Here is a 21,123-nt window from a genome sequence, read left to right on the forward strand (position 1 = left end):
AAATGTGATAAGATGATGAAGACGGTTTGATGATATAAGTCCGCTAAAAGCATATATATTTTGCCATATGATAAGGAGGCTTCCGGAGATGAGCACAGTAGATCAGATCCTGGACAAAGCGCTGCGCGGGGAACGCTTGAACCTGGAGGACAGCGTCACCCTGTTTGAAAGCAACGAAGTCGAAAAAATCGGCCACGCCGCCGATATCATGATGAAAAGGAAGCATCCGGAACCGATTACGACGTTTGTGATCGGGCGGAACGTAAACTATACGAACGTGTGCGATACATACTGCACGTTTTGCGCCTTTTACCGCGTACCCGGTCATAAAGAAGGTTACTTGCTTCCCGACGAAGTGATCTTCCAAAAGATCAAAGAAACCGAAGATGTGGGCGGAACCGAAATCCTGATGCAGGGCGGCACGAACCCCGATTTGCCGTTCAGCTATTATACGGATCTGCTTCGCGGCATCAAGCAGCGGTTCCCGAATATTACGATGCACTCGTTCTCCCCGGCGGAAATCCGCAAAATGGTGGAGGTATCCGGGCTTTCGCTCGAAGAAGTCATGCGCGATCTGAAGGCTGCGGGCCTCGATTCCCTGCCCGGCGGCGGAGCCGAAATTTTGGATGACCGCATCCGCAAAAAAATCAGCCGCCATAAAGGCACGTGGCGCGACTGGATGGACGTCATGCAAACGGCTCACAAAATCGGCATGAACACAACCGCCACGATGGTCATCGGCTTTGGCGAAACGATGGAAGAACGCGCCCTTCACATGCTGCGGATTCGCGACGCCCAGGATGAATGCATCGCAAACGGCTATGATTCGAAAGGTTTCCTTGCGTTCATTCCGTTTACGTTCCAGCCGGACAATACGGGCCTGAAGCGGGAGCGCGAAACGCCTGAAGCTTACCTGAAAACGGTGGCGATCGGACGCCTCGTCCTCGACAACGTGCCGAATCTGCAATCCTCTTGGGTGACGATGGGCCCTGAAGTGGGCAAACTGTCGCTCAGCTACGGCTGCAACGATTTCGGCAGCACGATGATGGAAGAAAACGTCGTGTCTTCGGCCGGTGCCGTGCACAAAGTGAACATCGCCTCGATCCTTCAGCTGATCCGTGAAGCGGGCAAAATTCCGGCGCAGCGCAACACCCGCTATGACATTTTGCGCGTGTTCGAAGAAGGAACCGAAATTGAACGCGATTTTGTTATGCAGAACTAATCGGTCTATTATTACGTTAAAATTAGAAATAAATATGGAATGTTGAACGACAAAAATCCTGCTTCGGTACGAAGCGGGATTTTTTTTGCGTTGATGCCAAATGCTGCCCCCTGCGACATTCCCTAAAAAAAGTATTGTATTTTTATGCGTATATTTGTATAGTTTACTTAATTAACGTTAATTAAATGTTGGAGTTGAGGGATCCATGACCAGAAATAAGCTCAAGGAAGCTGCGATGCGTTTGTTCGGGGAGAAAGGATACGACGGCACGGCGCTCTCTGAAATCGCAAAAGAGGTGGGCGTGAAAACGCCGGCGATTTATGCCTTTTACGAAAGCAAGGAAGATTTGTTCATGACGGTTTTTCGCGAGGCGATGGATTCTTACAATACGTTTATTCAGGAGCTGTCCAAAGGGCGGGAGAAGCTGAGCGCACGGGAAAGCATGTACGGGATTTTGTCCAGGCAATACGAATTTTACCGGGAGTGCCCTGACGCGAGTAAATTCGTGCTGCGCTATATGGTATTTCCGCCCGTGTTTCTGAAAGAAACGATAGAGGAGGCCTTTCTCCATTCGGACGAAAGGCTGACGAAACTTGTCGGAACATTGGTCGTGCAGGGCATGGAAGAGGGCGCCATCCGCGATCAGAAGGTGCAGCCTCTGGTAGATTCCTTTTTAAACGTAATGGACGGATTAAGCATCCAATATTTCTACTACACCTCCAAAGAGGTTTACGAACGCAAGCTGAATCATGTTTTTGAAACGTTTTGGAACGGCGTGCGCTCGTAAGCAATGGACAACCTCATCAAGAAGATTTCACAACAAGGGGATGGGTAAAGTGAGTGAAGCGAGTCAAGTAAAAAACAAGGAATCAAACGCGCAAGATTTTGAAAGGGAACCCGTTCCGGCGCATTTGCGCAAAAAATGGTTGTCCATGTCGCTCGTCTGGATCGCGATCGGCATCGACTTGTCGGCGATGTTTTTGGGAGCGGAGCTCGGCAACGGCATGAATCTTTCCGACTCGCTGACGGCCACGGTGATCGGTTCCGTCATTTTGGGATTGATCGGCGCGTTGTGCGCTTTTGTCGGAGCGAAAACGGGACTGTCCACGGCAATGATCAGCCGGTTTTTGTTCGGGAACGTCGGGGCGCGGATCGTATCGATCGTACTCGGTATTTTCTCGCTCGGCTGGTTTGGCGTGCAGGTGGGATTTTTTGCATCCAATATGCATACGGCCTTCGATAAACTCGTCGGTGTGGATCTGCCGCTGGGACTTCTATCGTTTATCGGCGGCCTGCTCATGATGTCGACGGCGATTTGGGGCTACCGTTCCATTGAAAGATTAAGCGTGTGGTCCGTACCGCTGCTTGTCATTTTCATCGGGATCGCCGTTTTCACGGCGTTCAAAACGAAGGGCGCCTCAGCGATTTGGGAGCCGGTCAGCGGCTCGCCGATTCCGATGGGCACCGCGATTTCGCTCGTGATCGGTATCTTTATCGTCGGCACGGTGCTCTCGCCGGATATCGGACGTTGGGCGCGTACGCCGATGCATGCGGTAACGGCGGCGTTTATCGGTTTTTTTGTCGGAAACAGCTTTATGACGATCATCGCGATCTTTTTGTCCCGCCTTATGGACACGGATGATCTGACGAATATTTTCATTGCGCTTGGGCTCGGGCTTCCTGCCATCATCGTGTTGACGCTGGCGCAGTGGACGACGAACACGAACAATTTGTATTCCGCGTCGCTAGGATTTTCCGTCGTCTTTCAACGGGTGCCGAAAAAGCTGATTACCGTCATTGCAGGCATTCTCGCAACTTTGCTTGCCGTTTTCGGCATCTATGACAAGTTTCTGTCGTTCCTGAACGTCATTACGAGTTTCGTGTCGCCGATCGGCGGGCTTTACACCGCGGAATATCTGCTCGTGAACCGCAAAAAGTTTACGTTTGAAGGCATCGAGCGCAATAAAAACTGGATCATACGCTCGCTTGTCGTGTGGGTGCTTGCGACTTTGTTCGCTTATATGACGACGCCGTCGCCGGACGGGTTCGGATGGTTCCAGCTGACGCGCGTTCCGGCGCTGGACGCTTTTATCTTCGCTTTTATCGTCCAGTGGATCATCGGCAAAATTATGAGTAAGAAAGGATAACATCATGGCTAACAACATGGATTTCAACAAGTTGACTGAATTGGATGAACAGGCCGTCCAATATATCGCCGTCGGCGCGGCGGTGCTTGGAACGGGCGGGGGCGGAGATCCCCATATCGGGAAATTGATGGCGATGGAAGCCATCCGCAAATACGGCCCCGTACGTTTGGTAAGACCCGAGGAACTGGAAGACGACAGTTTGGTCGTCCCTCTGTCGATGATCGGCGCTCCGACGGTAATGAACGAAAAAATACCTTCCATCGAGCAGATGACGAGACCGCTGGATTTGATTGAAAAAGAGCTTGGGCGCAAAGTGGACGCGGTCATGCCGATCGAGGTCGGAGGCGGAAACTCGCTTGTCCCCGTCATTGCGGCGGCGGAGCGGGGCATTCCGATTTTGGACGCCGATGCGATGGGACGGGCTTTCCCGGAATCGCAAATGGTGACGTTTTACCTGGACGGCATCGACTGCAGCCCGATCACGATGGCGGACGAACGCGGCAACGGCGTGCTTATGCATGCGATCGACGGCGTTTGGGAGGAACGGATGGCGCGCGCGCTGACGATTCAAATGGGCGGCTCGGCCTCCATCTGCGATTATCCGGTGTCGGGGGCGCAGGTCAAAAAAAGCGCCGTGCCGCACACGCTAACGCTGGCCTATGAAATCGGGAAAACGCTGTTTGAATCCAAAGAGCAGAAGCAAAACCCGATCGAAGCTTTGCTGAAGCAGCTGGGCGGTTACGCGTTGTTCAACGGCAAAGCCGTCGACATCCGCCGCCGGACCGAAGGCGGTTTTACGCGAGGAGAGGCCGTGTTTGAAGGGACCGATGCGGAGAAGGGACGCACGATGCGCCTGTTTTTCCAAAACGAATTCCTGCTTGCGACGGAGGATGGGCGGTCTCTGGCGGTCACGCCGGATCTCATTACGCTGCTCGATCAGGACACCGGGATGCCGATTACTACCGAAAACTTGAAGTATGGCGCCAGAGTGACGGCGGCCGGTTTCCCATGCGACCCGAGATGGCGGACGCCGAAAGGGCTCGAGACGGTCGGGCCGAAATATTTCGGCTATGACGTCCCATATATACCGATTGAAGAGCTTGCAGCAGGGAAAGGAGGAGATCTGTAATGTCCTGGACGCTCATAAGCGACAACGAAGAAATGTACCGCATCGGGATCGATGTCGGCGGGACGAATACGGACGCCGCCCTGCTCGATTCCAAGCTGAACACGATTCATACGGTCAAGGTGCACACGACCCGCGACGTCAACGAAGGCATCGTCGAGTCGATCCGCCGGCTGCTGGCGGAAAGCGGCGTAAATCCGGCACAGGTCGGCTATGCCATGCTGGGAACGACCCACTGCACCAACGCCATCGTCGAACGCAAGCATTTGGGCCACGTCGGGCTGATCCGGATCGGCGCACCGGCAACGACCGCCGTGCCTCCGCTTGCGGATTGGGACGATACGCTGAAGGCCGCCGTCGGCCCTCATGCTTACGTTGCCCGGGGCGGTTACGAATACGACGGCCGTACCATCGTCGAGCTCGATGAAGCCGAAATCAGGGATTATTTGGGCAGAATGAAGGGGGAAGTGCAGGCCGTAGCCGTTTGCGGCGTCTTTTCTCCCGTCAATCCGTCCCAAGAAAAACGGGTCGCGGAACTGGCAAAAGAAGTGCTTGGAGACAAGATGCCGGTGACGTTGTCCCATGAAATCGGAAGCATCGGCATTTTGGAGCGCGAAAACGCATCGCTGCTGAACGGGGCGCTCCTGAACGTTATCGCGGGCGTCGTCCACGGCTTCGAACAGGCGCTGGAAAGCTTCGGAATTCGCGCCGGCGTCTATATCTGCCAAAACGACGGAACGCTTATGCGCAGCGAATACGCGCTTTCGTATCCGATCCTGACGATTGCCTGCGGACCTACCAATTCCATCCGCGGCGCCGCGCACTTATCGGGACTAAACAACGCGCTTGTCGTCGATATCGGCGGCACGACGACGGATATCGGCGTGCTCGCCCAAGGGTTCCCGCGCCAATCTTCGGCGGCGGTCGAAATCGGCGGCGTGCGCACGAACTTCCGCATGCCGGACATTTTGTCGATCGGCATTGGCGGGGGCACGATCGTGCGGGCTGGCAAGGAGGGCGACCGCGTTACGGTCGGACCGGACAGCGTCGGTTACGAGCTGCTGAGACGCGGCCGGATTTTTGGCGGCGATACGCTGACGGCGACGGACGTCGCGGTAAAGCTCGGCCGTTACGAATGGGACGGCGCGCAGACAGAAGGGCTTGAAGAATCAATCTGTCTCAAAGCCGACGGAATCATCACACGCGATATCGAAGACGCCATCGACCGCATGAAAACGAGCGCCGAGCCGGTGGACGTCATTCTCGTCGGGGGCGGAAGCATCCTTGTTCCGGACAAGCTGGAAGGCGTCGCCCGGATCGTCAGACCGGATCATTACGATGCCGCCAACGCGATCGGTGCCGCCCTCGGCGAAGTCAGCGGGGAATCGGAGCGCATCTATTCGCTCGACGAGATGACTTACGACGAAGCCGTCGCGGACGCCAAAAGCCAGGCGATCGAGCAGGCGGTGCTTGCCGGAGCGGACCGTGCCACGGTGCAGATCGTGTTTTCCGAGGATATTCCGATCGCCTACCTGCCGGGCAATGCGCTGCTCGTGAAAGCCAAAGCGGCAGGACGTTTGTAATCCGCGCGTTAACCATTTTTTTGAAAAGGTTTCTTCCTATGGCACTTGCATAGGGAGAGGCCTTTTTTGCCGATTGCTCATCCCCGGAATTTGGCATCCCGAGCAGCAAATTTCGCCCGGTTTTCCAGCGGTTTCATGTCGATTCGGCTTGAGAAATGTTAGCCTGTTTTCCATCGATCCCTCCCGTATATCCCCCCCGCAGAGACATATACTTTGTAAGAAGGATTTTGAAAGGAGTGAACTCCATGGAACTGTTCAGCATCGCAGCCCGAACCTCCGATTCACGGGAAGAGGAGCGTTATATCCGCATGATTACGAAAGCAAACCAGGCTTTACATAAAAAGTACAAAACACTCAGCATCAGCTGTTCGGTCCATGAGGGGACGACCTTCTGGCGGTGCCGCGAAGACGACCCGCGGTTTTTGAAGGGCAATGTTTTGCAGCAGATTTACGGTGCGGCGGCAAGCGCGCTTGCCGAGTATATTTTGCAGGAGAAAGAGCGGGAGCTGTTGAAAAAGATTCTTGATGAGGAGTTCGACTTTCCTGATCCGGAGGAGCATGAGCAAATCCTGAAGCATTGCCGGATGATGATGGAAGGAAAATCGGAGTTCGGCGATTCGAGGCACCGCCGCTCGTCCATGCTTGCGCAAGGCATTCAGCAATGTTTAAGCGAAAGACCGCTGCTTCATGTGGACGGTTTTTTAACCTTCCGTGCCCATAACTACATGAAGGAATTAAAAGAAATCGTGGAATACGCCGTGGATGAGTTTTTGATGGACCGCCAGTACGAAGAATTCGTCGGCATGCTGAAATATTTCGTTTATTTCCAACAGCCGCAGGTTCCGCTCGTCCACCTGATTCACAAAGGCGGGCAGGACGTGCTGCTTTTGGATGAGGACATGAAGCCGCTCGATCACCGGCATGACGAGGGCGTTGTGGTGGAGCGGCTGGACCAGCAGGATTTGCAGATGGAGGACGCCGTGGTGACCACGCTGATTTCCGTATCCCCGGCCAAAATCATCATCCATACCCGGGAGCCGCATATGGCGGTCATCAGAACGCTGTCGCAAATTTTCGAGGACCGGGTGGAAATATGCCGATATTGTCCCGATTGCCACGGTTATTTCCGGGAAACGGGGAAGATCTGACTTGACTGTAAAAAGTCTGGGACTTATAATAACTCACATAATTCGATAAAAGCTTCGACAAAGACATGGACCTAAGAAACGGGCGTTGCAGAGAGAGGAACCGATGGCTGAAATTTCCTCACGATCCGGCTTACGCGTCTACCCCTTTGTAGCTGCGGTCAGGAACGTTTTTCCAAGCGGGAAAAGCAAGTAATGGACCGCCGGGTCATTCCGTTACCATATGCTGATGAAGGATAATGCGGATTTGCGGTAAAGCTGCCGATGACATGCATTATTGAATTTGGGTGGAACCACGGGTACAGACACTCGTCCCTATGTTACAGGGATGGGTGTTTTTTTGTATGCTTTTGGTTGAATTTTGAAGGAGGAATAAAAGATGTCGGTAAGTATCAAACTGCCGGACGGTTCGGTCCGGGAATACGCGGAAGGAAGCACGATTGAGGATGTGGCCGCTTCGATCAGCAGCGGTTTGAAGAAAAACGCGGCTGCAGGCAAAATGGACGGGATCGTGGTGGATTTGTCCACGCCGCTGAAGGACGGCGCAGCGATCGAAATCGTGACGCTTGATTCGCCGGATGGCCTTGAAGTGATGCGTCACAGCACGGCTCACTTGATGGCGCAAGCGACGAAACGCCTTTTCGGGGCCAAAGAAGTGAAGCTTGGCGTCGGACCCGTCATCGAAGGCGGATTTTATTACGATATGGATTTGGAGCATCCGCTCAACCCCGAGGATCTGCAAAAAATCGAAAAAGAAATGGAGCGCATCGTCGGCGAAAACCTGCCGATCGTACGCAAGGAGGTCAGCCGCCAGGAAGCGCTGGACATTTTCGGCGAGCTGGGCGATCCTTACAAGCTGGAACTGATCCATGCGCTGCCTGAAGACAGCATCATCTCGATTTACGAGCAGGGCGAATTTTTCGATCTTTGCCGCGGGCCGCATTTGCCTTCGACCGGCAAAATCAAAGTGTTCAAGCTGATGAACGTGGCCGGGGCATACTGGCGCGGAGACAGCAAAAACAAAATGCTGCAGCGGATTTACGGCACGGCGTTTGCGAAAAAAGCCCAGCTGGACGAGCATCTGCATATGCTGGAGGAAGCGAAAAAACGCGATCACCGCAAGCTCGGCAAAGAGCTCGGCATTTTCACCTTCTCCCAGCTTGTGGGACAAGGCCTGCCGATGTGGCTGCCAAGAGGCGCGAAGCTGCGCCGCACGCTGGAACGTTACATCGTGGATCTGGAAGAAAGCCTCGGCTACCAACACGTATATACGCCGGTCCTCGGCAATGTCGAGCTGTACAAAACGTCCGGCCACTGGGAGCATTACCAGGAGGATATGTTCCCGAAAATGGAACTCGACAACGAAGAGCTTGTGCTTCGTCCGATGAACTGTCCGCACCATATGATGATTTATAAAAGCGAAATGCACAGCTACCGCGATCTGCCGATCCGGATCGCCGAGCTGGGCATGATGCACCGCTACGAAATGTCCGGCGCTTTGACCGGCCTTCACCGCGTGCGCGCGATGACATTAAACGATTCCCATATTTTCTGCCGTCCGGACCAAATCAAAGAAGAGTTCCTGCGCGTCATCCAGCTGATTACGAAGGTATATGATGATTTTGGCATTCATGATTTCCGTTTCCGCTTGTCTTACCGCGATCCGGAAGACACCGAGAAATACTTCCAGAACGACGAGATGTGGGAAATGTCCCAGCGCATGCTGCGCGAGGTCGTCGAGGAAACCGGCATTCCGTTCTTTGAGGCGGAAGGGGAAGCGGCCTTCTACGGACCGAAGCTGGACGTGCAGATCCGCACGGCGCTCGGCAAGGAAGAAACGCTGTCGACCGTACAGCTGGACTTCCTGCTGCCTGAACGCTTTGAGCTGGAATACGTAGGCGATGACGGCCAGAAGCATCGTCCGGTCGTCATTCACCGCGGCATTTTGGGCACGATGGAACGCTTTACGGCCTTCCTGCTCGAAAACTTCGCCGGTTCGCTGCCGCTTTGGCTGTCTCCGGTGCAGGTTAAAGTCATTCCGGTATCGAACGCTTTCGAAGATTACGCGAAGCAGGTCGCCGAGCAGCTGCAGCTGAACGGCATTGCCGTCGACGCCGACCTCCGCAACGAAAAAATGGGCTACAAAATCCGCGAAGGACAGCTGGAAAAAATTCCGTACATGTTCATCGTCGGCGAAAACGAAATGAACGCTGGTTCCGTCTCCATCCGCAAACGCGGGGAAGGCGACCAGGGCGCGAAGCCGCTTGCCGAAGCGGTGACGATGCTGAAAGAGCAAATCGCAAACCGTGTTATATTTTAAATAAAACTGCTCGAAATTGGATAGAAATGTTTGGAATGAAGCGAAAGTAGCGAAGGGGACGGAATCGTTCTGAAGAAGCTGAAAGCTTTTGAAAAAAGCTGCTTCGGACATGCACGTTCCATATTTTGAGCGACATCATCCTCTGCCATGAACTTCGGGTTCAAAAAACATGTATAAACCCCAAATCATCTGGACATCCTCGGAAGTAAAGGGGGAGGATTTCAATGATGAAGGTAAAAACATGGCAGAGGATTTTGTTATGTATTTTTTTAATCGGGCTATTCGCGGATACGCCTAATTTGTATGCCTCGGCATTTTCGATGATGCCGTCCTATACCGAGGACAACAACGGCCCGAACTTGATGATCGCCTCAAAAAACGACTACTATCTTAAACCGTTAAAATATGCTTCCAACCCGGAAATGTTCATGATCGTCGATCTTAACCAGAAGAAGACGGAACAATTTGCCGCCAAGTCCCAGGACGAGTATTTGCCCAAATTCGGGGCAATGGCGCTGCCCGCGGTCACGAAACCGGAAACCAAGGTTCCCGCCAAAAAGCAGGGGGCCATTGCAGTCACGGCTCCGAAGCGGGATCAGGTCATCCATACGCTCAAGGTCATGGCGACAGGATACACTGCCGGTTACGAGTCCACGGGCAAACACCCGTCGCACCCGCAGTACGGGATTACGTATTCCGGCGTGAAGGTCCGCAGGGATAAAAATACGATTTCCACGATTGCGGCCGATCCGCGCGTATTCCCGCTGGGCACCATTTTGTATATTCCGGATTACGGGTACGCGGTCGTTGCCGATGTCGGCTCTGCCATCAAGGGACGAAAAATCGACCTGTATTTCGATACGACCAAGCAGGTATACAAGGAATGGGGCAAAAAAGAGGTCGAGGTTCAAGTGATTAAAGTCGGCAACGGGAAATGCAGCGAGAAGCTGCTGAATACGCTTGTCAAAGCCATTCAAACCTATAAATCCGTTCCGGCTTCGTTGCTGGAAGAAGTCATTTAGACGATTGCCGCTGCATAAATTTCTTGGCATTTCACATACTACGGACTGGGGAACAAAAAACGCCCCCGGCAACTGAGGTTTGCCGTTTACGACAAGCTCAGGGAGGTGAAACGGCCATGAAAAAGCAACAACAACAAGGCAGCTATATGACGCCGAACGAAAAGTTCAAAACGGAATTTGGCGAGGACACTGCCAATACGCCAACGACACAAACGACGGGAACCGCTCGTACCGGCAGCGCAGGCAGTGCAGGTGCAGGCAGCACCGGCAGCTACAAAACGCCAAACGAAAAGTTTGACGAAGAATTCAAACCGACTGACCAAGCTTAAGAACATAACGGTACATCCAGACATCCGCTCGAAAGGGCGGGTGTTTTATTTTGCCAATCTGTTCCAATGGACTCGGTCTCGGGACGGAGGACGATTTCATTCCCGCGCCGCTATCTTCATTACGCCAACCTGTTGTACACTTAGATCAAAGTTACAGAAGCTCGGAGTGACTCCAAGCGGGCAAAGAAGATTATGATAAAAGGAGAACCTGTTATGAAAAAACGATGGTTGGACCGGCTGTTCGGCGGGGTCGTGCTCATTGGGATCGGCGTCATTTTCCTGCTGAACCAGCTGAACGTCATTGATGTCAGTCTCGGTTACGTGATCAGCCATTACTGGCCGGTCATACTAATTGTCCTGGGCGTCAAGGAGCTGCTGAAAGGGCGGAGAGCCTTTTGGGGAGCGGCATTCCTTTTGCTTTTCGGGACCTATTTTCTGGGAAGGAACGAAGGCTGGGATTGGGTAACGCCGGGAAGCTTCTTCAAAATCATCATTCCGGCCATGCTCATTCTCGCAGGACTGTACGTCATCTTCAAGCCGAATGACCGCAAGCCGCCTTCCCGGCCGACCCCGGACCATGATGCGCCGGCATTTACGCCGGAACCGCCTGAACCGGAGGACCTGACCGCAAAATCGACCTTGGACCAGCAGTTCGAGGAAAAGTTCGGGATTCCGTACACGAAGCAGCAGGCTGAGCGCAAGTCGATCCATGCGGATGCGGACTTCGATGACGACGACGATTTCGATCCGGACGACCTGGACGACGATCACGTGAAGGATCGATACAAGCATTACAAAAAAAGATACAAAGAGCAAAAAAAACACCACCAGCAGATGAGACATGAAGCCCGCCACGGCCATGCCGAATGGGACGGACATCACAACGACGGCGGAAAAATCAACCGGTCTTCGTTTATCGGGGATATTCATCTGGGACGCGAATATTTTGAGTTGAAGCCGACGAACCTGTCGCAATTTATCGGGGATACGGTGCTCGATCTGACGAACGCGCATATCCCTTTCGGGGAAACGAAAATCAACATTTCCGCGTTTATCGGCGACATTAAGGTGTACGTACCGGACGATACGGACCTTGGAATCTCCGTCAACACCAGCTCGTTTATCGGGGACATGTCGGTGCTGAATGAATCGCGCAGCGGGTTTATGAGCAATTTTCAGACGAAAACCCCGTTTTATAAGGAAGCCCGCAAAAAAATCCGCATTAATGTCAGCGCGTTTATCGGCGACATTAAAGTGAACAAAGTGGGTTAAGCGCATGCGGAACATAACGAAAAATACGAAATGGGTGCTGCTGTTTTATTTCGTTCTGACCGGCCTCATAATGAGCGCGGTGTTGGTGATCGGGGCGGACAGCGGATACCTGACCGTAAAAGGAACCTGGGTTTGGGTATACACAAGCCTGGGCTTCCTGCTGTTGTCGATCATTATCGGATACATGGCCGGCCAGCGGATTCAGCGCAGGGTCGACATACTCGAGTACAATATGCTGCAGGTGGCCAAAGGCAATTTATCGGTGAGGATCGGGGAATGCGACGACCCGACTTTTGAGCGTTTGTATCATGAGTTTAACAACCTGATGGAAGCGATGGAGAAAAAAATGATGCTGCTGCAGCGGATGGGCGAGCAGGAGGTTGTGGAGAAGGAGCAAGCCGCCGAACGCGCCGTATTGGAGGAACGCCGGCGCATGGCGCGGGATTTGCACGATACGGTCAGCCAGCAGCTGTTCGCGATCCATATGTCCGCCTCCTCGCTTCCAAAAGTGTTGGAGCGCAACGCGGAACAAGGACAGACGGTCATGAATCAGCTGATTTCAATGTCCCAGATGGCGCAAAAGCAGATGCGCGCCCTTATTGCCCAGCTGCGTCCGGTCGAGCTTGAGGGCAAAAACCTGGAGGACGCCCTGGAGGTATGGTTCCCGGATTACTGCCGCCAAAACGGCTTGAAAGGAATGAAGGAAGTCGAGCTGCAGGGCAAGCTGTCCGAAGCGATCGAACACCAGTTGTTTTTGATCATCCAGGAGGCGATGGCGAATATCGTGAAGCATGCCCATGCGCGGCTGGTCAGCATGTCGCTGCGCGAGGAGCAAAGGCAGGTTGTGCTCAGCATCAGCGACGACGGACAGGGTTTTAACGAGGTGCCGCATAAGACGGGATCTTATGGTTTGTCCACGATGCAGGAGCGCGCCGAAAAATTGGGCGGAAAAGTGGAAATCATCAGCCGTCAAGGTTCCGGAACAACGATTCGCGTACATATACCGAAGTTTGTGGATGGGACGGCCGGCGGGAAACAACCGATAGGAGAGGATGAGGAATAATGGCGGATGTCTTGAAAGTGATGATCGTGGATGACCACGAAATGGTGCGGATGGGGCTGAAAACGTATTTGATGCTGGATCCGTCCATCGAGGTCGTGGGCGAGGCCGATAACGGCTCGAAGGTGGTCGATTGGCTGAACAATGCCGCGCCGGAGCAGTTTCCGGACTTGATCCTGATGGATTTGATGATGCCGGTGATGAACGGGGTGGAGACGACCAAGGCGGTTTTGGCCGAATACCCTTCCATGAAAATCGTTATTTTGACCAGTTTTCTGGAGGATGATCTTGTCGTCGATGCCGTGGAGGCCGGTGCGGTCAGCTATGTGCTAAAAACAGTCTCGGCGGATGAACTGATCTATGCCTTGCAGGGCGCCAACCGCGGCATGCCGGTTATGACCGGCGACGTGTCGCAGGCGCTTACCCGGGGGATCCGCCAGCGCACCGTCCAGGGCGATTCTTCGGGCCTGACCGAACGCGAGAAAGAGGTGCTGCTCCTGATCGCCGAAGGCAAAAGCAACAAGGAGATCGCCGAAGAGCTGCATATCAGCATCAAAACCGTCAAAACCCATGTCAGCAACCTGCTGATGAAATGCGAGCTGGAGGACCGGACGCAGCTGGCGATTTACGCGCACCGTAAAGGATGGGTGCAGGGATAATGAAGCTCATCCTTCAGTCTTACTAACATTAGCTCCTCTTCATGGCTAATTCTGTTGGTTAAAAATGATTGTTCGTATGCAAGATTGTATAAAAAATACAGGAAGATAATAAAGGATTGTAGAGTACTTCATTTAGAATATATTGTAATAGATCCAGTATACATTTCCTCATATAAACCTTCTCGTGGATATTCTCAATCTAAGGATGTACCAACAACTGTTCCTTATACAACAACTATTAATGGTTATCAATATTATGGAAATCTGAAACTGATCTCAACTCAGCTGATAAATGGATTATGGTACGGTACTTATGCAGGATGGATAGCAGTTTTGGCTTAATGAGATGAACTAAAAAAGTGGCATCAAATTTACTAAAAAACCAAATTTTCAAACAACAAACCCAGTATCTTAAAAGGTACTGGGTTTGTTGTTTATTTAAAAAGCGAACATTATCAATTTCAGTTGTTTATAGTTAAAAATAATGAAAAAACATCTTATCAATGTCTTTTTGCAGATTATCTTTTTATCTCCGCTTAAATTGTTTTTAATCTGTGGTTAAGGTTTATAGTACATCATATAAACAGTTAAACAATTCCCCAAGGACATTGAGATATAAAAAGGGTGCACAGGAGGCATTATTATGGACGAAAGAAACAGATCGGGTCAACCTGAAGACGAGTTTCAAAACGAAGGCGTGAAACGTCAAGGATCTTCCGAATCGGGTTCTTCATATTATTATTCCTACGGACCGTTCCAGTCGATTGGAAAAGACCGGGCAGAACAGCATGGCGCCGAAAGCCGCAGCAAACAGGAGGACGTCGAAATCACCCCTCCGAACCCGGTTCGGCCGCTCCCTACCTCTAATGCATACCGCTTCTCGTCCGACCCCGGCAATGCCGGCGGATACGGCGGCGGAACGGGTGGGGGCGGCGGCAACTGGCAGTTTAACCAGAAGCCGCCGCAGAAAACATCCGTCAAAACGGTGTTGATTTCGTTCCTGGCCGGCGTTGTCGTAATCTCGGCTCTGATGTTTACGTCGGACCGGATGAACCTGTTTACGCCAAAAGCGGCTTTGTCCGCCGAAGAACAGGCCACCACGCCGGTGACCGCAACACCGGAAACCAGCAACGGCAGCAACCAACCGGCTTCGCTTCCGCTGAACAAGCCGCTTGACGTCTCGGGCGTCGTGGAACAAGCGGGACCTGCGGTCGTTAAAATCGAAACGCTCGTCAAATCGAACAGCCGGAGTTCGCAATCGCAATCGCCGTTTATGAACGATCCGTTTTCGTTCTTCTTTGGCGGAGACAGCGATTATTACGGCAACAACGGCGGTGATTCCGGCTCCGGCCAAAATTCCCAGACTCCGGGCAAATCGCAGCTGGTTCCTTACGGCATCGGCTCCGGATTTATCTATAAAAAAGACGGATACATTTTGACCAATGAGCACGTCGTTGAAAATGCGGATGTCATTCAGGTAACGGTCGAAAATGACACCAAAACGTATGAAGCCAAACTGCTCGGCAAATCCAAAGATCTGGACCTGGCCGTGTTGAAAATCGAGGGCAAAAATAATTTCCCGGTCGTACCTCTCGGCGATTCCAACAGCCTGAAGGTAGGGCAACCGGTTGTAGCCATCGGTAATCCGCAAGGGTTTGACCATACCGTAACGACAGGCGTCCTGAGTGCGCGCGAACGCACCATCGATGCGAGTGATGAAGGAAGCACGGATACGCGTAAATACCAGCATTTGCTGCAAACCGACGCATCCATCAACCCCGGCAACTCCGGCGGTCCGCTTCTTAACCTGAACGGCGAAGTCATCGGCATGAACGTAGCCGTCAGCAAGGATTCGCAAGGCATCGGGTTTGCCATCCCGGCGAGCACGATCAAAAACGTCGTTCAGAAGCTGGAAAACAATCAGGAAATTCCGAAGGATCCGGAACCGTTTATTGGCGTCAAGCTGATAACTTTAACGGATGAAGTCGCCAAGCAAATGGAAACAAACGTAACCCAAGGTGCGGTCGTTGTAGAGGTTACTTTCAAATCTCCGGCATATGAAGCTGATCTGCGCCCATACGACATCATTACCGGCGTCGATAGCACCAACGTTAAAACCCATACGGATATTGTGAATTATATCCAAAAACAAAAGGTTGGCGCGAAAGTAACGCTGCATGTCGTCCGCAACGGTAAAAAAATGGATACGGAGCTCACCATCGGCGACAAAAACAAATACAACATTCCTTCCGACGGCAGCAATCAGTAATCGTCGGAAGGCTTCAATCGGCAGCGGAAGGGAAGGTCCCTTCCGCTGTTGCCGTGCAAGGATGCAAACGCAAAACTTCACTGCTACAATAGAAATAACAACGAACATAGTTAAGAAATAAAGGAGCCATCCGTTTATGCGATCGAAAGTACTGATTATTGACGACGACGAAAAAATCATTTCCATGCTGCGCAGAGGGCTTGCGTTTGAAGGCTATGATATCATAACGGCCAACAACGGGGCCGAAGGTTTAAAAAGCGTTCTCAACAGCGAGCCCGACCTCGTCATTCTGGACGTCATGATGCCCCAGGTCGATGGATTCGAAGTGTGCCGCCGTCTGCGCGAAGGCGGGATCCGTGTGCCTATTCTGATGCTGACCGCAAAAGATGAGATCGAACACCGCGTGAAGGGACTGGATCTCGGCGCCGACGATTATTTGGTCAAACCGTTTGCGCTCGAGGAGCTGCTGGCGCGGGTCCGTGCATTGCTGCGGCGCAAGCCGGGCCAGGAGGAGGCGGAAGACCACCGTTTGACCTTCGAGGATATCGTGCTGGACGTCGATTCCCGGGAGGTGCTGCGCGGCGGGCAACGACTGGAGCTGACGGCCAAGGAATTCGAGCTGCTGCACCTATTTATGCAAAATCCGAAACGCGTGTTGTCCCGCGACCTGATCATGGATAAAATCTGGGGATACGATTACAGCGGCGAATCCAACGTGCTTGAGGTTTATATCGCGATGCTGCGGCAGAAAACCGAGGAGCATGGAGGCAAACGCGTAATCCAGACGATTCGGGGGGCCGGCTACATTCTGAGAGGTGACTCCTAAACATGTCCATACGACTCCGGCTGACAGCCTGGTATACGTGCATCTTGGCCGTAACGCTGATCTTGTTTGGCTCTGCCGTGTATGGGGTGGTTCATTTTTATACTTTTTCTAAAGTGAAGAGCAATCTTGAAGAGCAGAGCAAACAAATTCAGCCTAATCTGGTGTTGTACATTTCCCAAGGCGAATTAAAATTTGATATTGGTGGGTTGTCCGCGACTTCGGGTTTTCAATCTTCCCAGATTTTTGGACAGTTGCATGACTATAATAATAATCGTGACCTGATCACGGAAAATTTGGGGAGGATGAAAAAGACCTTTCCCGTCCCTTCCGCAAAGAATGCTTTTAATGTCGATTCTTTTGAGACCTTCCGATTAAACGGCAATCCTTTCATGGTCTATCAAAAGCCTGTTGTCGTTCAGAATCAGTTAATCGGATTTTTGCAACTCGCCGTTTGGACCGGTCACGAGGAGGAATTGCTAAGTCTTCTCCGTTCCATATTGATCATCAGCGCAACCATCATGGTACTCATGGCAACGACTTTCGGCTTATTCCTGGCACGCAAGTCGATCGCCCCGATCGGGAAAGTCATCGAGGCGGCCGACCAGATTCAAAAAGGCTCGGACCTGAGCGTACGGATCGCTTATGACGGGCCGCAGGACGAGATCGGGCAGCTGATCAATACGGTCAACAACATGCTGGGCCGGATGGAAGGGTTTTATAAAAACCTGGAGGACTCCTATGCCGCGCAGCGCCGTTTCGTTTCGGACGCGTCCCACGAGCTGCGCACGCCGCTTACGACGATTCGCGGCAACGTCGACCTGCTGCAAAGGATGTGGTCAAAGGACGACGGTTCCGAACGCCCGAACCTGGATGAGGCAACGATGCACCAGATGACGCTTGAAGCCGTCAGCGACATCGCGGACGAATCGAAGCGGATGAGCAGGCTGGTGAGCGACATGCTCTCCCTGGCCCGGGCCGATACCGGACGGACCTTCGAGAAGCAGCCGGTGCCGCTTGAAATTCTCGTCGAGGAAGTGGCGCGCCGGGCCAAAATGCTGCCGCGTACAGCCGAATGGATTACCGGAGACTTCTCGATCCTGAATGGCGTTTATGTCAACGGCAACAAGGATTACATGCAGCAAATGCTGTTCATTTTTATCGAAAACGCGTTCAAATACACGCCGGAAGGCCAGGTCGTTTTTGACGCTTTTATCTACAAAAATCAGGTAGGCATCCGGATTTCCGATACCGGAATCGGCATGGACAAGGAGGAAGTGCCGCATATTTTCGAACGCTTCTACCGGGCGGACCAATCCCGCGGCGTGACGGAAGGCATCGGCCTCGGCTTGTCCATCGCCAAATGGATCATCGATGAGCTGGAAGGTTCGGTCGAGGTCGTCACGCGTTTGGGTGAAGGGACTACGTTTGTCATCTGGCTGCCGATCGTCTTTCCGACGCCTTTGGAATAAGGTATAATGAATAGATGTTAGCTGCAACAGCATAAGAAAGCAGGTGAAGCCAGTCATGGAAGTTATTAAAATATCACCGCGCGGATATTGCTACGGGGTGGTGGACGCCATGGTGCTTGCGCGCCAAGCGGCCCAAAACCTGGATCTCCCGCGGCCCATATATATTCTCGGCATGATTGTTCACAACAGCCATGTCACGAACTCTTTCGAAGACGAAGGCATCATTACGCTTGACGGCGCCAATCGTCTGGACATTTTGGATCAGGTGGATAAAGGAACGGTAATCTTCACCGCCCATGGCGTTTCCCCTGAAGTGCGCCGAATCGCCCGGGAAAAAGGTCTGACAACGGTCGATGCGACCTGCCCGGACGTCACCAAGACGCATGACTTGATCCGGGAAAAGGTTGCGGACGGGTACGAAATCATCTACATCGGCAAAAAAGGCCATCCGGAGCCGGAAGGCGCGATCGGGATCGCCCCGGACCATGTGCATCTCATCGAAAAGGAAGAGGAAATCGACGCCCTGAACATTCCTTCCTCCAAAATCGTCATTACGAACCAGACGACGATGAGCCAATGGGACATTAAGCATATCGTCAAAAAACTGCTCGACCTGTATCCTTCGGCCGAAGTGCATAACGAAATATGCCTTGCGACGCAGGTTCGCCAGGAGGCGGTGGCAGAGCAGGCGGGCCAAGCGGACCTCGTTATCGTCGTCGGAGATCCGAGAAGCAACAACTCCAACCGCCTGGCGCAGGTTTCCGAGGAAATCGCCCATGTCAAAGCGTACCGGATTGCGGACATCACCGAGCTGAAACGCGAATGGCTGGAAGGCGTCGCCAAGGTGGCGGTGACCTCGGGAGCATCGACGCCGACGCCGATAACGAAAGAGGTCATCAACTATTTGGAGCAATACGATCCGAACAACGAAGAGACTTGGGAAATCAAGCGGACCGTCAATATGAACAAGCTTCTGCCCCCGGTCAAAACGATCAAATCTTAAAAAAAGATGCAGGAGAGGATTGCCGGCGAGGGTTGGCAGTTCCCTTCAACAAACATTTAACCATAGGAAAGAGCGGTACAAGAGAAATATCTTGTACCGCTTTTTTTTTCATCCATCCGCAGGCGGCAGCCGATATCCGGAAAATGGGAAACGAGAAGAGGCAAGAATGGAGCAAAAGCGATAGCTTAGGTTAAAACGTTAACCGGTGCCGGCGGGCCGCCAACCAACAAGTCATTTTGTTCCCTGGGCTTGACGGACAGAGCAAAATAGTTTATTGTTACTTTATCGATTAAAAGCATAAAAGCTAAAAAGCTAAAACGCGTTTAAGCAAATAGGTGAATGTCATCGCCGATTTGATCGGATTGAAAAGTGTCGGCTTCCATGCTACCGGGAACCCGGTTCCCGGCATTTGATTCGGCATACAGAAACTGATGATAGAGAGGAATGGTAATTTTGATCGTTATTACATCCAATACCACCCCTGAAGAGCAAATTCAGGACATCGTTCGCGTCATTGAAAACAACGGGCTTCAAGCCCATATTTCCAGAGGTTCGGACCGTACGGTGATCGGCCTCGTCGGCAAGGTCGACCCGTCCATCGCAGAGCATTTGCGCCAGATGAAAGGCGTCGAAAACGTGGTGAAAATTTCGAAATCCTACAAGTTGGCCAGCCGGGACTTCCATCCGGAAAATACGGTGATCGATATTAAAGGCGTGAAAATCGGCGGCGATGAGCTGGTCGTTATGGGCGGGCCATGTGCCGTCGAATCCCCGAAGCAGATCGACGAGATCGCGGCGCTCGTCAAGGCGGCCGGGGGCCAGGTGCTGCGCGGCGGCGCGTTTAAACCGCGTACAGGCCCTTACAGCTTCCAAGGCGTCGGCGTCGAGGGACTGATCATGATGGCCGAGGCAGGGCAAAAACACGGCCTGCTGACGATTACCGAGGTCATGACGCCGGAATATGTGGACATTTGCGCGGAATATGCCGATATTTTGCAGGTCGGCACCCGCAACATGCAGAACTTCGACCTGCTGCGCAAACTGGGGACCTGCGGCAAGCCGGTGCTTTTGAAGCGCGGCTTCAGCGCCACCTACGACGAGCTGCTTAACGCCGCCGAATACATTCTCGCCGGAGGAAACCCGAACGTTATGCTGTGCGAACGCGGCATCCGGACGTTCGAAAGCTACACGCGCAACACGCTCGATCTGTCGGCGATCCCCGTGCTGCAGCAGCTCAGCCACCTGCCGGTCATTTCCGATCCGAGCCACGGCACGGGCCGCCGCGAGCTGGTGGAACCGATGTCCAAGGCATCCGTAGCCGCCGGGGCGAACGGACTCATTATCGAGATGCATACCGATCCGGACAACTCGATGACGGGCGACGGCGTGCAATCGCTGTTCCCGGACCAATTCGCCGCGCTGCTCAAGGATCTGGAGAAGCTCGCTCCGCTGGTCGGCCGTACATTCAACACGGAGAAGGCTCCTGCCGAAGCGTTTGCGCAATAACTGTTTATTCATAACCTTTATACATGGCCTGCTCACCGGCTTTTAAGCCGGATGGGCAGGCTGTTTGTGTGCAGCTAACAAGGGCTTAAACCTAAATGGTGTAAGGATACCTAACACATGCTAAAAAAATACCTGACATGGATATTGACGATGTCAGGTTTTGCG

17 protein-coding genes are annotated in these 21,123 nt (G+C 52.7%); all 17 read left to right on the forward strand.

Going from position 1 to position 21,123, the window contains the following annotated elements; genetic code table 11:
- Nucleotides 1-88 precede the first annotated feature (88 nt).
- Nucleotides 89-1,222: a cyclic dehypoxanthinyl futalosine synthase gene (mqnC, locus tag RJP21_RS25035; protein ID WP_160043151.1), complete on the forward strand. Its 1,134-nt coding sequence runs from the start codon at nt 89-91 to the stop codon at nt 1,220-1,222.
- Between the two features lie 205 nt (nt 1,223-1,427).
- Entirely contained in the window at nt 1,428-2,009 is a 582-nt protein-coding gene (locus tag RJP21_RS25040) for a TetR/AcrR family transcriptional regulator (RefSeq protein WP_310861721.1), read from the forward strand.
- A gap of 49 nt (nt 2,010-2,058) precedes the next feature.
- Nucleotides 2,059-3,369 carry a cytosine permease gene (locus RJP21_RS25045; RefSeq protein WP_310861722.1) on the forward strand — a complete coding sequence of 437 codons (1,311 nt, stop codon included), beginning with the start codon at nt 2,059-2,061 and terminating at the stop codon, nt 3,367-3,369.
- Nucleotides 3,370-3,373: 4 nt separating this feature from the next.
- Nucleotides 3,374-4,498: an S-methyl thiohydantoin desulfurase family protein gene (locus tag RJP21_RS25050; protein WP_310861723.1), complete on the forward strand. Its 1,125-nt coding sequence runs from the start codon at nt 3,374-3,376 to the stop codon at nt 4,496-4,498.
- Nucleotides 4,498-6,078, forward strand: a complete 1,581-nt coding sequence (locus RJP21_RS25055; protein ID WP_310861724.1) for a hydantoinase/oxoprolinase family protein — start codon at nt 4,498-4,500, stop codon at nt 6,076-6,078. The genes RJP21_RS25050 and RJP21_RS25055 overlap by 1 nt, the downstream gene beginning before the upstream one ends.
- Before the next feature lie 245 nt (nt 6,079-6,323).
- The gene (gene ytxC, locus RJP21_RS25060) at nt 6,324-7,226 is read left to right on the forward strand and encodes a putative sporulation protein YtxC (RefSeq protein WP_160043154.1); all 903 of its coding nucleotides are present in this window, start codon (nt 6,324-6,326) and stop codon (nt 7,224-7,226) included.
- Between the two features lie 376 nt (nt 7,227-7,602).
- Nucleotides 7,603-9,543, forward strand: coding sequence for a threonine--tRNA ligase (gene thrS, locus RJP21_RS25065; protein WP_310861725.1), 1,941 nt, complete (start codon nt 7,603-7,605; stop codon nt 9,541-9,543).
- 224 nt (nt 9,544-9,767) lie between these two features.
- Nucleotides 9,768-10,565 (forward strand): 3D domain-containing protein, encoded by a 798-nt coding sequence (locus RJP21_RS31345; RefSeq protein WP_397386281.1) that lies wholly within the window; start codon nt 9,768-9,770, stop codon nt 10,563-10,565.
- Nucleotides 10,566-10,681: 116 nt separating this feature from the next.
- Complete coding sequence (locus RJP21_RS25075; protein WP_160043157.1) at nt 10,682-10,894, forward strand: hypothetical protein; 213 nt, start codon at nt 10,682-10,684, stop codon at nt 10,892-10,894.
- A gap of 213 nt (nt 10,895-11,107) precedes the next feature.
- Entirely contained in the window at nt 11,108-12,166 is a 1,059-nt protein-coding gene (gene liaF, locus RJP21_RS25080; RefSeq protein ID WP_310861726.1) for a cell wall-active antibiotics response protein LiaF, read from the forward strand.
- Nucleotides 12,167-12,170: 4 nt separating this feature from the next.
- Entirely contained in the window at nt 12,171-13,229 is a 1,059-nt protein-coding gene (locus RJP21_RS25085) for a sensor histidine kinase (RefSeq protein ID WP_310861727.1), read from the forward strand.
- Nucleotides 13,229-13,885: a response regulator gene (locus tag RJP21_RS25090; RefSeq protein WP_310861728.1), complete on the forward strand. Its 657-nt coding sequence runs from the start codon at nt 13,229-13,231 to the stop codon at nt 13,883-13,885. Before RJP21_RS25085 ends, RJP21_RS25090 begins: the two co-directional genes overlap by 1 nt.
- A 643-nt stretch (nt 13,886-14,528) precedes the next feature.
- A complete protein-coding gene (locus tag RJP21_RS25095; RefSeq protein ID WP_310861729.1) occupies nt 14,529-16,154 on the forward strand; it encodes a S1C family serine protease in 1,626 nt (541 codons plus the stop codon).
- Between the two features lie 136 nt (nt 16,155-16,290).
- Nucleotides 16,291-16,980, forward strand: coding sequence for a response regulator transcription factor (locus RJP21_RS25100; RefSeq protein ID WP_160043162.1), 690 nt, complete (start codon nt 16,291-16,293; stop codon nt 16,978-16,980).
- Nucleotides 16,981-16,982: 2 nt separating this feature from the next.
- Nucleotides 16,983-18,449 carry a sensor histidine kinase gene (locus RJP21_RS25105; RefSeq protein ID WP_310861730.1) on the forward strand — a complete coding sequence of 489 codons (1,467 nt, stop codon included), beginning with the start codon at nt 16,983-16,985 and terminating at the stop codon, nt 18,447-18,449.
- Nucleotides 18,450-18,504: 55 nt separating this feature from the next.
- Nucleotides 18,505-19,452, forward strand: a complete 948-nt coding sequence (locus RJP21_RS25110; protein WP_310861731.1) for a 4-hydroxy-3-methylbut-2-enyl diphosphate reductase — start codon at nt 18,505-18,507, stop codon at nt 19,450-19,452.
- Nucleotides 19,453-19,905: 453 nt separating this feature from the next.
- Entirely contained in the window at nt 19,906-20,958 is a 1,053-nt protein-coding gene (gene aroF / locus RJP21_RS25115) for a 3-deoxy-7-phosphoheptulonate synthase (RefSeq protein ID WP_310861732.1), read from the forward strand.
- The last annotated feature ends 165 nt before the right edge of the window (nt 20,959-21,123 follow it).

This window comes from Paenibacillus sp. VCA1 (assembly GCF_031583795.1).
Taxonomy (GTDB): domain Bacteria; phylum Bacillota; class Bacilli; order Paenibacillales; family Paenibacillaceae; genus Paenibacillus_AQ; species Paenibacillus_AQ albilobatus.

Coding starts and splice junctions, on each gene's coding strand:
- mqnC (WP_160043151.1), top strand. CDS start 89: ATGAGCACAGTAGATCAGATCCTGGACAAAGCGCTGCGCGGGGAACGC.
- RJP21_RS25040 (WP_310861721.1), top strand. CDS start 1,428: ATGACCAGAAATAAGCTCAAGGAAGCTGCGATGCGTTTGTTCGGGGAG.
- RJP21_RS25050 (WP_310861723.1), top strand. CDS start 3,374: ATGGCTAACAACATGGATTTCAACAAGTTGACTGAATTGGATGAACAG.
- RJP21_RS25055 (WP_310861724.1), top strand. CDS start 4,498: ATGTCCTGGACGCTCATAAGCGACAACGAAGAAATGTACCGCATCGGG.
- ytxC (WP_160043154.1), top strand. CDS start 6,324: ATGGAACTGTTCAGCATCGCAGCCCGAACCTCCGATTCACGGGAAGAG.
- thrS (WP_310861725.1), top strand. CDS start 7,603: ATGTCGGTAAGTATCAAACTGCCGGACGGTTCGGTCCGGGAATACGCG.
- RJP21_RS31345 (WP_397386281.1), top strand. CDS start 9,768: ATGATGAAGGTAAAAACATGGCAGAGGATTTTGTTATGTATTTTTTTA.
- RJP21_RS25075 (WP_160043157.1), top strand. CDS start 10,682: ATGAAAAAGCAACAACAACAAGGCAGCTATATGACGCCGAACGAAAAG.
- liaF (WP_310861726.1), top strand. CDS start 11,108: ATGAAAAAACGATGGTTGGACCGGCTGTTCGGCGGGGTCGTGCTCATT.
- RJP21_RS25085 (WP_310861727.1), top strand. CDS start 12,171: ATGCGGAACATAACGAAAAATACGAAATGGGTGCTGCTGTTTTATTTC.
- RJP21_RS25090 (WP_310861728.1), top strand. CDS start 13,229: ATGGCGGATGTCTTGAAAGTGATGATCGTGGATGACCACGAAATGGTG.
- RJP21_RS25095 (WP_310861729.1), top strand. CDS start 14,529: ATGGACGAAAGAAACAGATCGGGTCAACCTGAAGACGAGTTTCAAAAC.
- RJP21_RS25100 (WP_160043162.1), top strand. CDS start 16,291: ATGCGATCGAAAGTACTGATTATTGACGACGACGAAAAAATCATTTCC.
- RJP21_RS25105 (WP_310861730.1), top strand. CDS start 16,983: ATGTCCATACGACTCCGGCTGACAGCCTGGTATACGTGCATCTTGGCC.
- RJP21_RS25110 (WP_310861731.1), top strand. CDS start 18,505: ATGGAAGTTATTAAAATATCACCGCGCGGATATTGCTACGGGGTGGTG.